Annotated in this window: 14 protein-coding genes; 5 read left to right on the top strand and 9 right to left on the bottom strand. The window is 48.0% G+C overall.

What is annotated here, in order from left to right:
* Position 1 precedes the first annotated feature (1 nt).
* Both KO503_RS15100 and KO503_RS15095 read left to right on the top strand, forming a co-directional pair.
* Entirely contained in the window at positions 2-1,288 is a 1,287-nt protein-coding gene (locus KO503_RS15100) for a hypothetical protein (protein WP_215992386.1), read from the top strand.
* A complete protein-coding gene (locus tag KO503_RS15095; protein ID WP_215992385.1) occupies positions 1,285-2,214 on the top strand; it encodes a hypothetical protein in 930 nt (309 codons plus the stop codon). The genes KO503_RS15100 and KO503_RS15095 overlap by 4 nt, the downstream gene beginning before the upstream one ends.
* Positions 2,215-2,220: 6 nt before the next feature.
* On the opposite strand, the gene KO503_RS15090 is transcribed toward KO503_RS15095, so the two are convergent.
* From KO503_RS15090 to KO503_RS18045, 3 genes are all read right to left on the bottom strand, one after another.
* Positions 2,221-2,394 carry a hypothetical protein gene (locus KO503_RS15090; protein WP_215992384.1) on the bottom strand — a complete coding sequence of 58 codons (174 nt, stop codon included), beginning with the start codon at positions 2,392-2,394 and terminating at the stop codon, positions 2,221-2,223.
* A 115-nt stretch (positions 2,395-2,509) separates the two neighbouring features.
* Positions 2,510-3,637 carry a glycosyltransferase family 4 protein gene (locus KO503_RS15085; RefSeq protein ID WP_215992383.1) on the bottom strand — a complete coding sequence of 376 codons (1,128 nt, stop codon included), beginning with the start codon at positions 3,635-3,637 and terminating at the stop codon, positions 2,510-2,512.
* Positions 3,634-4,335 carry an acyltransferase gene (locus tag KO503_RS18045; protein ID WP_215992382.1) on the bottom strand — a complete coding sequence of 234 codons (702 nt, stop codon included), beginning with the start codon at positions 4,333-4,335 and terminating at the stop codon, positions 3,634-3,636. Before KO503_RS18045 ends, KO503_RS15085 begins: the two co-directional genes overlap by 4 nt.
* 236 nt (positions 4,336-4,571) lie before the next feature.
* Here KO503_RS18045 and KO503_RS15075 point away from each other — a divergent pair, with 236 nt between their 5' ends.
* On the top strand, positions 4,572-5,480 hold the full coding sequence (locus KO503_RS15075; RefSeq protein ID WP_215992381.1) for a glycosyltransferase: 909 nt from the start codon (positions 4,572-4,574) through the stop codon (positions 5,478-5,480).
* Positions 5,481-5,500: 20 nt separating this feature from the next.
* Here the strand turns inward: KO503_RS15075 and KO503_RS15070 are convergent, their stop codons facing one another.
* The 6 genes from KO503_RS15070 to rfbC all read right to left on the bottom strand — a co-directional run bounded on the left by KO503_RS15070 (position 5,501) and on the right by rfbC (position 11,117).
* Positions 5,501-6,607, bottom strand: a complete 1,107-nt coding sequence (locus tag KO503_RS15070) for a glycosyltransferase family 4 protein (protein ID WP_215992380.1) — start codon at positions 6,605-6,607, stop codon at positions 5,501-5,503.
* 17 nt (positions 6,608-6,624) lie between these two features.
* Entirely contained in the window at positions 6,625-7,698 is a 1,074-nt protein-coding gene (locus tag KO503_RS15065) for an acyltransferase family protein (RefSeq protein ID WP_215992379.1), read from the bottom strand.
* A gap of 80 nt (positions 7,699-7,778) precedes the next feature.
* Entirely contained in the window at positions 7,779-8,663 is an 885-nt protein-coding gene (gene rfbA / locus KO503_RS15060) for a glucose-1-phosphate thymidylyltransferase RfbA (RefSeq protein WP_215992378.1), read from the bottom strand.
* The gene (gene rfbD / locus KO503_RS15055) at positions 8,660-9,511 is read right to left on the bottom strand and encodes a dTDP-4-dehydrorhamnose reductase (protein ID WP_215992377.1); all 852 of its coding nucleotides are present in this window, start codon (positions 9,509-9,511) and stop codon (positions 8,660-8,662) included. The genes rfbA and rfbD overlap by 4 nt, the downstream gene beginning before the upstream one ends.
* Complete coding sequence (rfbB, locus tag KO503_RS15050) at positions 9,508-10,557, bottom strand: dTDP-glucose 4,6-dehydratase (RefSeq protein ID WP_215992376.1); 1,050 nt, start codon at positions 10,555-10,557, stop codon at positions 9,508-9,510. Before rfbB ends, rfbD begins: the two co-directional genes overlap by 4 nt.
* Positions 10,554-11,117, bottom strand: coding sequence for a dTDP-4-dehydrorhamnose 3,5-epimerase (gene rfbC / locus KO503_RS15045; RefSeq protein ID WP_215992375.1), 564 nt, complete (start codon positions 11,115-11,117; stop codon positions 10,554-10,556). The genes rfbB and rfbC overlap by 4 nt, the downstream gene beginning before the upstream one ends.
* 316 nt (positions 11,118-11,433) lie before the next feature.
* Between rfbC and KO503_RS15040 the strand changes: the two genes are divergently transcribed.
* Together KO503_RS15040 and KO503_RS15035 are read left to right on the top strand one after the other, a co-directional pair.
* Positions 11,434-13,572 carry a YjbH domain-containing protein gene (locus tag KO503_RS15040; protein WP_354667596.1) on the top strand — a complete coding sequence of 713 codons (2,139 nt, stop codon included), beginning with the start codon at positions 11,434-11,436 and terminating at the stop codon, positions 13,570-13,572.
* Complete coding sequence (locus tag KO503_RS15035) at positions 13,569-14,228, top strand: YjbF family lipoprotein (RefSeq protein ID WP_215992373.1); 660 nt, start codon at positions 13,569-13,571, stop codon at positions 14,226-14,228. The genes KO503_RS15040 and KO503_RS15035 overlap by 4 nt, the downstream gene beginning before the upstream one ends.
* The last annotated feature ends 11 nt before the right edge of the window (positions 14,229-14,239 follow it).

The following is a 14,239-nucleotide window of genomic DNA, read 5'->3' as shown; positions in this document are numbered from 1 at the left end:
TATGCATGATGAAACGATAGTTCTTACCCAAAGCGCGCCCCTCAAAATGCACAGTCCTGGGCAGATCAGACGATCCACTTTTTTGTTTTATTTGACTATAGCCTTCATTATCGCCCCTAAAGTTAATCTAATTTCCTTTGGGGCTTCAGGCCTACGTGTCGAAGATTTCGTTCTTTTTGCCGCATTGCCGGCGCTTTTTTGGAGGTATCAGTCAAGAGCGCATCCCTTCCCGATCTATGTCTGGGCATTTTTCTTATTTTTGATCACGTCTTTTGTGTCCGCGGTTGTAAATTTAAATGAGCTTGGGTTAATCGGCCTTGTTTTCACTGGTCGACAGCTACAATATTTTCTTTGGTTTCTCATAGCTGCAGAGTTTGCTCCGTTCGTTTTCGAGGCACGTTTTCGGCGAGCTTTTGGGGGAATTGCACTTGTATTATTACTTTGGTGGATTGGTGAAGCCGCTCATATTATTCCCAAAATTGGGCGTTTCACTGTCGTAGATGATCGTATTACACTCAACACATCTGGACCATACGAAACAGCGATACTTGCCGTACTTATCCTGATAGTTGCTCCCAAAACATGGCAAAAAATAGCAATGGCGGGGGTTCTACTCGCCACACAGTCTCGTGTAACTTTAGTCGCCGCTCTTGCTGTCTGGCAATTAGCCTACCCTAGCAAGAACACACTTGTGATCCTATTATTAGCGCCTTTAGTTCTACTTCTTGTAAGTATGGGTCCACAAGGTTTGTCAGATTCACGTTTTAATCAGACCCAATCTGTTTCGAGCATGGCTGAAGATTTGTTCAAACGGGTCGACGAGGTTCCCCAAATTACATCTTTGAGCGAATTTCGTGCAATGGTGGACGATGGGTTACGTAGCAATGTGGATTTTTCAGTTGGAGATGCAAGCTTTCAAGTTAGGGCCTATAAATGGGCTTTGATTATCAAGTCTTTGGGAGCAGATACAAAGCACTTTCTTTTGGGTTGGGGACCGGGTGCTTGGGGGCTCGCGGTTGATGGACATTATATCCGTTTTTTGGGTGAAGGCGGTGTCATTGGTTTTGCGGCTGCACTTTTCTTTTTTTGGACGAGTTTATTCAGCCGTGATGCGCCGCGCCTCTATCGTCTAGGTTTTCTCACAATGGCTTTAAGTTGTATATTTATTGACGCAGCAGTCGCATCTAAAGTATCCTCAACACTTTGGATTATCGCCGGATATTATCATGGTCGACGCCTCCATCGACAGCACATATTCAAACCTAGTAGTAAGGTACTAACAGCATGAAATGCCTTTTGCATATCGGAACAGAGAAAACTGGCAGCACGTCAATTCAGAGTTTTGTAACTAGTAATCGTGCATCTCTCTCTCGCCAAGGAATCAAAGTTTGTGAAACGCTTGGCGTAGGGAATAATCGCGCTCTTGCTGCTTACTTTCAAGGCAGGCTTGACGACTTAAGTCGCCGAAATAAAATCAAAACACTTGAAGAGCAGAAAGTGTATTTTGGTCCAGTTCTTAAGGAGCTCTTAGATGAAATCGAAATGGCTCGTGAGAATCATGAAGTGTTCCTTATTTCTTCAGAGCACCTTCATTCCCGCCTGACATCGTATGAACAGATAAACGAACTTCAGGAGTTTCTTGCACCATTGTTTCAAAGTATTCAAGTTTTTGGATACTTTCGCGAACAAGCGAGTCTCTTGAAAAGTAACTATTCTACTTGGGTTGAAGGAGGGGGAGGCACAATGAGTCTTACCGAGTTTTCTCAGGAAGCCACGCTTGGCAACCCTTATTATGACTATAGTACGTTAGCCAAAATGTGGACGTCTGCTTTTGGAAGTGGTGCGTTTTGTGCGCGCCTTTACAAAAGAAGTGCTCTCCATAAGGGAGATGTGCGGCAAGATTTTGCTATCGAAGCCTTAGGCATTCGAGATTTCTCAGACCTCACATTTATCGAAACGGAAGCAAATAGATCGCTCGGCTCCATTGGAATCATAATTGCACGAGGGCTAAATTTGCTTCTACCTCAATTTTGGCTTGGCGGTCGACGCAATCGTTTCAGAGATGGTATCATGCGGCTCGCAATCCTTTCAGGCCTAGCGCGCATTGGCCGACTGGAATTTTTGCAAGCCACCGAAGTTCAAGATCGGTTTGAACAAACCAATCTTTTATTTTCTAAAAATTTTTTGGGAGAGTCCCGTAATATTTTCCGATGAGGGAACTCAGCTAACAACCAGTCGTTTTATTCGAGATCGGTTTAATGAGGCGGGCCGCCATCCCTCACTGATCAAAGTGCCGGCCAGTATTGTTTCTGCGCCATTAGCAATCATTGAAAAACCATTGGACACAGGAGCCGTCAGGCTGACGGCATTATTCAAAAATTTATCAATAGACATATTGGATTCCTTGTATGTTTTTCTCCCCAGATACTAGAAAGAAAGCCATTCAAAGAACCCAAACCTGAGGCGATCAGTGTTAAATATTTTTTACTAATTTTTGAAATTCCAACCGTCAGCTGAGCTGTGCGTAGACAGCTGCTGTGTCACGCGCGATAGAATCCCACGTGTAGTCAGCGACAATTTTTTTTCCGAGTTTGATTGATGGGGTTACCCAACTGGCATTTTCCGCAATCTGTCTTAACCCTTCAGACAAAGCTTCGGACGAAAACGTTGGGAAAAGTTGTTCAGGTGACACCGCAAGCTCTGTCATGGAGCTGTTATTCGCAATCATAACCGGGGTTTCAACCGCGTAGCTTTCAAAAATGGGAATCCCAAAACCTTCGTATTCTGACGACATGACGGTCGCTTGCGCATGAGCCAAGACCTGCCACTTACGCTCCTCATCAACAGGCCCAAGATAAAGAAATCTGTCACCGAGAATGCCTTGAATTTTTGTAATAATCCCCTCGGCTTCAAAATTAAGGCGGCCAGCAACAACCATTTTCCAGCCGCTGCCTGCAGGGAATGCTTGATCAAATCCTTTGGCCATCGTCACTAGGTTTTTACGTGGCTCGACGTTGCCGACAAAACTAACAAATGGACCTTCGTTGAGAGGATCTCCTTCGTTGAGAGGCTCTACACTTGGGCCATCGATAATAGCACGATCCACCCCATTTCCAATCACAGATATACGATCACGGGCGTCGGGATAGAAATCAAGGATGCGTTCCTTAGTATACTCCGAAACGGAAATGATATGATCAGCGTCTCGCATCTGGCGGTGAAAATTTCGTCTTGCAAATATCCTGTTTCGTTTGGAAAATAATTCAGGGCGATCCAAGGGGATAAGATCATGGATCGTAGCGACCTTTGCTGCTTTTTTGGGTTTGCCTAGATTTGCAAAATAAGTTTCGTGAACGATATCGTACCCATTCTCGAAGAACGCTTGACCACTGAAAGGCAAAAATTCTAACAGCAGGTTTGGCACCAACCGTTTATTCTTAAAAAAACGCGATGGGGTAATTCGTGCCTGTTTCGAAATTAGATCGACAAACTCGTTGGCTCCATTTTCTTCTTGGACGAAAGCATCCAGTTGATAGTCAGTGGTACGCAAAAGTGCCTCTGACACTCCTAAACAGTACCGAGCAACGCCACTGATAGGGGGACGAACTGGGCGGCAATCAAAAAGAACACGGGTCATTTATAATCCTCATTATTTTGGGCTGGTCCCTTATGGTCAATGCGGCGGGCTTCTCTTGCTGGTACACCAAAGGCTACCATTCCGGGGGCGATAGAGCGTGTGACCACAGAGCCCGCACCGATGACCGCACCATCGCCAATCGTCACACCATCGAGAATCGTGACACTGTTGCCCATCCAGACATTTTGACCTATCTCAATGCCCTGCCTTTTAACGGAGCCGTCGGTAAACGTATTGCTCTCGCCGATCTCATGTGATTCTGCAGACAACCGTAAGCCTGCGCCAATCTGCGTACCCGCGCCAATCGTGACTTTGCCACCGACTCCGATGGAGCTGAACGGCCCGACATAAGCTCGTTCACCAATTTCAAGACCCTCGCCCACAGAACTCAATCCGCTACGACACTGTACCCAGCAATATTCACGCAAAGTAGCACCACTTCGGAGAACCACACCACTGCGAGAGTAAGCATCAATATAGGAATGATGGCCGATAGAGGCCCCTCGCTCAAGCGTGAGGTGGCCTTTGGAAATAAGGATGACTCCCCGTCCAATAAAGACAACACGTCGACGCAAGAGGCCGTATCGCAATAGACCACGCACCGCAGGCCAGCCAGCTTTGGAAGAGAGATATCCTAGATCAGACCAAGACAAGTCATATTCACGGCCCGTCAGTGATTTTAATAGTAATTTTAACACTTTGGCCCCTCGGATTATATCTGTTCATGGTAACATTTTTCTCTGATGCGACAAAGCAATTTTACAACTTTTTGCCGCTCACCACAAAGATCATAAAACGACAGAAAAACAAGTTGTTATGTTGCTCATATTCTGAACTTAATAGGGCAACGTTTCTACCTGCCAAAAGAGATTGCAATCATTCATAGCAGCCACCACGCTGGCCTTTATGTAGACTTCATAGGAGAATTGAAAATTTGGTTGCCTTAGTTATTCCCGTATACAATGGAGGCGAGCTTTATCGGCAATGCCTTCAGTCTGTGAACCGGCAGGCCTGTCAATTCAGCAAAAAACTTGTGATGGAAAGCGGCTCTTCAGACGCGTCACGGGAGCTTTCAATTGAGTATGGTTTCGACGTCTATGATGTCCCAGCCGGAACGTTTAATCATGGTGGGACACGGTCAGATGCCGTCGAAATGATAGATGACGAAATCATCGTATTTATCACCCAAGATGCCATACTTGATAACCCTGATGCTATCAAAAATCTGATCAAATGTTTCGATAATTCAGACGTGGGTGCAGTTTACGGCCGTCAGTTACCACACAATGACGGCAACCCACTTGCAATCCATGCCCGGACAACAAGTTACGGCCCTGAGAGCTATGTCGCGTCGATGGAAAGCGACTATCCTGTAGGAATACGTAAATGTTTCATGTCAAATTCATTCGCAGCCTATCGCCGTTCCGCTTTGCTGGAAGTCGGAGGATTTCCTGACAATGTGATTTTGTCGGAGGACATGTACGCCGTCGCCAAAATGCTCAAGCTTGGCTGGAAAATCGCCTATGCTGCCGATGCTCGTGCTCAACATTCCCATAACTACTCTGTTGGAGAAGAATTTCGGCGCTATTTTGACATTGGCGTTTTCCAAAGCCAAGAAGACTGGATTCTTGAAACGTTTGGAAGCCCTGAAGGCGAAGGTATACGTGTTGTCCTCCACCAGTTTGGTTTTCTAATGAAACACGGCCATTTTCTGTGGATACCCCGAGCCTTCTTCGCAGCAGGTGCAAAATTTTTAGGCTATAAGCTTGGGCGAAAGAACGAAAGGCTTGGTCCCAATGTTTCACGCAAATTAGCAATGCACCGTGCCTTTTTCAAAAGGTGAACACTCTCGCCTGACGCGCGCTATGCCGCGGTGATCTTTTTTAGAACATCTCGGGCATAGTCCTGTGAAACACCAAACTCACCGAAGAAATTTTCGGCACTTTTTTCAGCATTTTCTTGGAGCGCTGTCGCGTGCTCCAAAAGGAGAGACGGCAATGTCATGCGCTCGTTACGAACCTGAGTGACTTTTTCCAACAGCAAAGTAGCATCCTTTTCGACATCCATGGACATCAACCAGTCTGTAGAAATAAGTCGCGATCGGATGCAACCTCGATCTGGCGCCAAGACGGCGGCGCCGAAATTATATGCTTCAAGCAAAACAAGAGGATCGGCTTCATCAATCAACTGGGTAGGAAGAACGAACAGTTCTGTGTGCTCAAGGAAATCCTTCTTGGCTTGACCTGCAACAGGTCCCATCCATTTAAGAGTGCCGTTGCTTTGCTCCACGGCTTCGCGCACCTGTTTTTCAAGCTCAGGATCAGGAATCGGCCCAGCCAGAACAAGTTCGGCATCAAGATCATTTAAGGCAAGGTGCTTCCACATTTCCAATAGATAAGGGACACCTTTTTCTACAGTCATAACACTCATATGGCCTACGGTGACCCGTGGCCCCCTCTCCTGTCCAGAAAGAGATCCAGACCGAGAAAAGAATGCCGCATTCGGCAGAGTTATAAACCGTTCCTTATCGTTGACGCGGTATAGATTTTCATACTCATCTCGCATTTTATCGCAAAGAAGAATATGGGTAATAAGACCAGCCCCAAGCTTTCCCATCAAGCGGACCTGCGGGAGAGGACCAATCGCAATCGCACGATAGCTGTGATGATGCGCATAGAATGGATGGCCGCGTAGACGCAAAACCAGAACGGTCACCAAGAAAAACCAAAGGCCCATCTGCCCAGGCGGCGACGTATAAACGATGTCTCCTGAACGGAGACGAGCCAAAAGAATAAGCGGATTGAGCAACCCTCGCCCTATCTTCTGAACCGTGGTCCCTCCGATCGGCAGGTGCTCGATTTGACCACAATCAGACAGACATGTGCGCATCAACTGGTTGAACACAGTCTGCCCACTAATTGGTTCGTCGCACTGCGCCACGAGCCAAATTTTTGTTTTGGGTCCAGCCATGGCGGACATCCTCTGCTTCACTTCTTGTTCCGAGATTTAGTAACGTTCGTGAGCGCCTTACGTGCTGGGGTCTCTATCAAAAAATATCCTGCATAACTAGTGACAACAATCACAGCTATGGACAAGGCCGTCATGGCAATTAGAACCGCCTGATTGCCATGAAACATCTTGTCCGCAACAGCATTCATGAAAACAAGAATAATGACCCTATGCCAAATATACATCGAATAAGTTAGCTGACCAAAGGGAGCCAACCGTCTAATCATACCATTAATGTTCCCATGGACGTCACTTGCAACAGCCGTGGTAGCCAAAGCGACGATTGTTACCATCCGAATCCAACTGGATGTTGGCGTAAGCATTTCGAAAATCAGAAGGAGAACAAGAATTACACTGACAATGCCCTTGTCTTTCATATTCGGTAAATGCTCACGAATGCAGAACAGAAATATACCGAAAGTGAAACCCGTAAGTCCACGAAGCACGCTAGGCAAATGGCCCCAGCCGTCAGTGTGTTCAAGCAATACACCCGAGATGATGAAACACACACTAACACTACCTATCAACAGCCAAATAGAGCGCGCGAGTAATATAAATATTGGAAATAGGACATAGAGTCCCATTTCAATACTTATCGACCACGTCACGCCGTTGAACGTATAAGGGGAGCCACAGTTCAAATATTCCTGAATGAGCAGCGCTGTGTGCAAAATACAGGCAGGATCAAAAGACGGGGCTGTAGTAGCATTGGCTCGCAACAGAAGGATCCACCAAGTCCCAATGTTAATAGCCAGCACCACTAAATGTAGCGGGTACAAACGGGCAACGCGGCGCCACAAAAATTTTAAGTAGCTACTTAACGAATTGATACGTCCCAGATAAGCATAGGTAAGAACAAAGCCAGAAATCATGAAAAAGAGATCAACAAACATGCCAAACCCTTGGAGACCAATGATATCTTGCCTCTGTTCAGGGGAAAAGAAAAACTCATTGAGATGATAATAGACAATCCCTAAAGATGCGATAAAGCGCAGAAAATCCAGCGTCAAAAGATTATTAGTCTCGGGTGTAAGCCGCCAATATTTTATCATATCCGGTCATTTTCTCCTGTTACAGTGCTCGGCGGCAACTACCTGTTATCTGTGGATCAGGTGCGCAAACCAGCCAGCCACTAGTTACCTGCATCCCTCAGTAAATTTGCAAGGTATTTTCCATACTCGGTTTTCTTAAATGTCTCAGCATGTTCCTGCATTTTGCCATCATTGATCCAACCTGCCGCATAGGCGATCTCTTCAGGGCACCCCGATTGCATGCCTTGGCGCGTGGACAGCGTGCGCACAAAATTCCCAGCATCCAACAAAGACCCATGTGTGCCGGTATCGAGCCACGCATAGCCACGCCCCATGCGTTCCACGGATAGCGTGCCATCGGCCAGGTAGGTCTCAAGAAGCGTGACAATTTCAACCTCACCGCGATGCGATGGTTTGACCTCTTTCGCACGACGCGGAGCGTCTCCATCTAAGAAATACAGGCCCGTCACCGCATAGTTTGAGGGGGGTAAGTCTGGCTTTTCGATGATTTTTTCAACGATGCCGTTGCTGTCAAATTTCACAACGCCGTAGCGCTCTGGGTCTGCCACGTGATAGCCAAACACCGTGCCTCCGTTTTTTTTCCTATCGGCTGCATGCAACATCTCGGGCAGTCCATGACCAAAGAAAATATTATCCCCCAAAACCATTGCTGAGGGTGCGCCATCAAGAAAATCTTCGGCCAAAATATAGGCCTGCGCCAGGCCATCAGGGGACGGCTGCGTAATATAAGTGATTTCGATGCCCCACTGGGAGCCATCGCCCAACAACCGCTCGAATTGATTTTGGTCCTGCGGCGTAGTGATCATCGCGATCTCGCGAATGCCAGCGAGCATTAACACGGACAATGGGTAATAGATCATTGGTTTATCATAGATCGGCATAAGCTGTTTTGATACAGCCATGGTCAATGGATACAATCGCGTGCCGGAGCCCCCAGCGAGGATAATACCTTTACGTTCGCTCATGTCGTTTTCTCCAAATCTGTCAGAACATCGGCCAATCCGGCCTTCCAATTGGGGCGATTAATACCGAATGTGACATCAAGCGTATGACAATCCATCCGGCTATTGCTTGGCCGTTTGGCGGGGGTTGGATAGGCCGAAGATGGAATATCTTCGACTGCGCATGTGAGGTCAGCCTCAGCAAAAATCGCGCGAGCAAAATCAGCCCAGCTCACATCAGGCGTGCCCGAGAAATGATAGGTACCAGCAGCCTTCGGCTCTACTTGAAGTCGCCGCGCCATTTCGACACAGGCGTTGGCAATCGCGCGGGCGGAAGTTGGGCCACCGATTTGATCGCCAACGATGGTCAGCTTGTCACGCTCGCTCCCAAGCCGCAGCATGGTTTTGACAAAGTTATTGCCGTGAGCAGAAAATACCCAAGAGGTGCGTAGAATGGCAAAGGTGCCACCCTCTGCTCGCACACCGTCTTCGCCAGCAAGTTTCGTTCGCCCGTAGGCCCCCAAGGGTGCAGTTGGATGATCAGTCGAAAACGGTGTTTCGCCAGCCCCATCGAACACGTAATCGGTAGAGATATGAACAAAAGGGATGCCAAGAGTAGCACAGGCCTTGGCCATTTCTGTCGGTGCCTTGCCATTCACCAAAGCTGCGGTGTCTTCGTCTTCTTCAGCCTTGTCCACCCCAGTGTAGGCTGCGGCGTTGATAACGGCATCGGGCTTGAGCGTTACGATTTTGTGGGCACATAGGTTTGGATCGGTTAAATCCGCCTCGTCTCGACCAAGGAATATGGCATCAGGCAGAAGCGCACGCAATTCCGTAGCGACTTGGCCGGTTTTACCAAAAACAAGGATCATGCTTTGACCCCCAAGCGTTCGCCAACACCGTGGCGCTGCTGCAGCGCGCTCCACCACGCTTCATTGGAAAGATACCACTCAACTGTTTTCTCAAGGCCCTCTTCGACAGTTACCGAAGGTTGCCATCCCAATTCTTCGCGAATGCGGGTTGGATCAATAGCATAGCGCGCATCATGGCCGGGACGATCCGTCACAAAGGTGATCTGATCAGTATAACTTCCGCTGGCTTTGGGTCGTTTTTTATCCAAAATCGCGCAAAGCGTTCTAACCAACTCAAGGTTTGTGCGCTCATTTTCGCCGCCAATATTATAGCTACGCCCCAATACGCCTTTTTCAACGACCAGCAAAAGTGCGTCAGCGTGATCTTCGACATAAAGCCAATCACGGATATTTGCCCCGTCACCGTAGATCGGAAGTTCTTTTCCTGCGAGCGCATTGAGAATGATCACAGGCACCAGTTTTTCAGGAAAATGGAACGGGCCGTAATTGTTCGAACAATTGGTCAAAACCACAGGCAAACCATAAGTTTCGTGCCATGCCCGCACCAAGTGATCCGAGCTGGCTTTCGACGCCGAATAAGGTGAGCGCGGGTCATACGGCGTGTCTTCGGTGAACTTTACCGCAGGATCATTTGGTAGGGAGCCAAACACTTCATCGGTGGAAATATGATGGAACCGGAACGTGTCGGGCTTGTCCGCCTCAATCCAATATTTACGCGCGGCTTCAAGCATGTTGAACGTGCCGGTGATGTTAGTTTCAACAAAATCGCCTGGGCCATCAATAGAACGGTCCACATGACTTTCCGCCGCCAAATGCATCACCGCATCCGGTTTATGTTTAGAAAAAACAGCGTCTAATGCATCACGATTTCGAATATCAACCTGTTCAAACGCATAAAGTGGGCTGTCAGAAACAGAAGCCACATTATCCAAACATGCAGCATAAGTCAGCGCATCCACGTTCACCACCTCGTGCCCCCGGTCAACAGCCAAGCGCACGACAGCTGATCCGATAAAGCCGGCTCCGCCTGTGATCAAAAGTTTCATACGGAACCCTCATATACGAAAGGCGTCAAGAACTCCGCAAAGCTTTGCGCTTTTTCATCTTTTTCGGAAATCGCAGGTATGATGCCATCAAGCGGCCATTCAATCCCACAGCTGTCCCATTTTACCGTGCCGTCACATTCAGGCGCATAGTGGTCAGTGCATTTATAGACAATTTCACTGTCAGGCGCCAAAGTCATAAACCCGTGCAAAAATCCCTCAGGTATCCAAAGCTGTTTGCCATTCTCAAAGGACAGCTCTTCACCAATCCATTTGCCGTAGGTTGGCGATCCCTTGCGCACATCCACAGCCACATCAAAAATTCGACCGCGTCCGCAGCGCACCAGCTTGCCTTGCGCGTGAGGTGGCGACTGGAAATGAAGGCCACGCACAGTCCCAATCCCATGAGAAAGTGAATGGTTATCTTGCACAAACTCAGGCAAAATGAGCCCCGCCCTTGAAAGAGCTGCCTTATTCCAACTTTCTCCAAAAAAGCCACGGTGATCTCCGAAGCGTGGTGGGGTAATGATAAACACACCATTAAGCAAAGTTTTCTCGATCAAACCGATATCTCCAACAAATGTATTTTTGGGTATTTTCTAACGATTTTAGCTGCACTTACAACAACTCTGTTTCTTTCTCACTACGCAATATTGATCTGTTCAACTTGTGGAGGTGACGCAGCGTCCATTTCACTTATAAACAGGGCAAAATAGGACTAATGGCACAAGGCCCATATCAACATATTCGGCCATAGACATACCAATTTTGACGTGGCTGCCTTTTTTTCGACCTTAAATACGTGCGCGAAGGTCACAATGGCTTACTTTATCAGCCAATAAAGAGCTCTGTATTTATAAATAACGGGACATCATCTATATGCTCTTAATCAAAATTAATGAAAGTGTGAACATGATACTCCAGCACATGTGTTTCGGCGTTATAAGCAGTATTATTTTTGGTACCTCCTGCGCCATGGCTTTGGAGTTGAAATTTCCAGTATCCACTTACGGCACCCCAGGGTTAATAGACATACCTTCCGGCGAAGCTTTTCCAGACGGACAGATAACGCTTACGGGAGCCTTATTCTCTACTACGCAAAAGCACACATTGTCTTTTCAAATTTCTCCCCGAATATTCGGAAGCTTTCGCTATTCGATCCTTAATGATTTCAAGCCCGTCGGCGGTGACCTCTACGATAGAAGCTTTGATTTAGGTTATTTAATTATAAAAGAGGGTAATCTGCGACCATCTATTGTAGTCGGTCTGCGCGATTTTGGCGGAACAGGTGTCTTTGGGTCCGAATATATCGCAGCAACTAAACACTTCGCGAATGACCGCATCGCGTTAACAGGTGGTATTGGGTGGGGCCGCCTAGGAAGCTACGGAGGATTTTCAAACCCATTATCAGTTTTAAGTGGTTCTTTTGAAACACGTGGGAGTGGTCCGAACAATATTTCTGAAGTAGGTCAACTAGAGGTAGATCAGTGGTTTAGAGGTGATGCCGCTTTCTTTGGCGGATTTGCTTGGCAAGTCAATGAAAGCATAACCTTTAAGGCTGAATACTCCTCTGACGCTTATGTTTCAGAAAGCATAAATATGGGATTTAAACATAAAACTCCATTTAACGCCTCTTTAAGCTATGGGTTTAAAAATGGGGCACAATTGTCTGTATATACCCTACATGGCTCAGAAGTCGGGGTTATGGGCACTATCCCAATCACCCCACAAAACCCTAGATTTCCAAGCGGCATAGAAGAAGCTCCTGCTGCTTTAACACCTCGCCAAAGCCAAGCGGCGTTGTCATGGGACGAAGGCAGTGTACGTCAAAAGGACAGCGCGCTGTTCGTAGCGTTGGACGACCAAGGCATCGCTCTTGAGGGCATCACAATCGAGGGCTCTACTGCGACGGTGCGCATTGGTAACGAGCGCTTCCCAGCGCATGCACAGGCCCTCGGGCGCACGGCACGCATTTTGGCCAATAACCTTCCAGACAATATTACTACTTTCAAAGTGGAATCCATCACCAACGGTATCACAACCTCACGCACCACCCTAGGACGGGAAGGTTTAGAAGCGTTTGAATATGATCTTGAGAACAGTTGGAAAAGCTTTGCCGGCACCAGTTTTGAAGATGCAGCACGTAGTGAAGCTGAAGCCATCGCGGGCGTTTATCCAAAATTCGACTGGCGTTTGACCCCTTATCTTGATCCTGCTTTGTTTGATCCAGATAACCCCGTACGCGCCGATGTAGGTCTGCAATTTGCGGCCTCTTTTGAACCAACCCGTGGCCTGATTTTGTCAGGTGCTGTGCGCCAGCCTCTAACAGGGAATCTCGACACCAGCACACGTGCATCAAATTCTGTTTTGCCCCATGTGCGCTCCGACGTGACCGAATATGCCAAGCAATCTGATATACAAATCAAAAACCTGACGGCTGAATATTTCTTCCGCCCAGGTAAAAACCTATATGGGCGCATCACAGCGGGCTATCTTGAAACCATGTATGGCGGCGTCTCAGGCGAAGTGCTTTGGAAACCCGTCAACGGCAACTTGGCCTTTGGCGCCGAGCTGAACTACGCCATTCAACGTGATTTCGACCAACTGTTCGGCTTGCAAGACTATGACATCGTGACCGGCCATGCCTCGGCTTACTACGATTTCGGTGGCGGATACTTGGGGCAGCTCGATGTCGGGCGTTACCTTGCGGGCGATTATGGTGCAACCGTCTCTCTAGATCGCGAATTCGACAATGGCTTCCGCGTGGGCGCGTTTTTCACGCTCACGGACGTGCCATTCGACGAGTTTGGCGAAGGCTCCTTTGACAAAGGCATTCGCTTTTCTATCCCTGTGGACTGGCTCACGGGATCTGCCAACCAAGGCGGCTACGGCACGACTATCCGTCCTGTTCAACGCGATGGTGGGGCACGTCTGGATGTACGCAATAGGCTTTATGGTATTGTCAGAGGCAGCCATACAACCGAGTTAGAAGACCGTTGGGGGAAATTCTGGAGATGAGTTTTACAACCGCCTTGCGCCCTTTGGGCCTTGCCTTCACCCTGATCGCAGGGTTAAGCGCCTGCTCCTCAGATCCTGACAACCCCAACCTGTTGGCGGACTTCATGGGCGGGAACGATGCAATAGAGCCTGACGAAACATTTTTGGCTTATGAAGCCGCAGGTGCGCCGGCACTGATCATGTCACTTCAGTCCATACCAGATGCATTTACGGCTTTCGTGCGCCAAACAACGAACGCCAAGGGCGAAGAAACATGGATTTCATTGGACAAGCTGTCTATGGGCATGAAGGACGGCATGATCATTGCCACTCGTGGCTTGGGTGCTGATCAGCTGGCAGGGGCCCCCTATCAAACTCTTGCGGCGCTTAAAGCAGGGCGCAATGGCATCACAGATCGGTTCATCACACATATCAATGGCAAAAGCCAAGCCGAAACACTCGCGTTTCGCTGTAGCGTGACCTTTCAAAAACAAGCCCTTGTCGACTTAGGTGGCTATACTGCCAATACCGATCTGTATTACGAGGACTGCCGCAACACGCAAACCAAGTTCCGCAACTTTTTCTGGGTGGAACGCGGCAGTCGTAAAATTGTGCAATCGCGTCAATGGATCAGTGACAGCCTCGGCAGTGTCGCTCTGCGAACTTTGCCAAGATAACTATCTCTTGG

It is taken from the genome of Pacificibacter marinus (assembly GCF_018860505.1).
Taxonomy (GTDB): Bacteria; Pseudomonadota; Alphaproteobacteria; order Rhodobacterales; family Rhodobacteraceae; genus Celeribacter; species Celeribacter marinus_B.
This window is presented reverse-complemented; position numbering and strand designations above follow the sequence as displayed.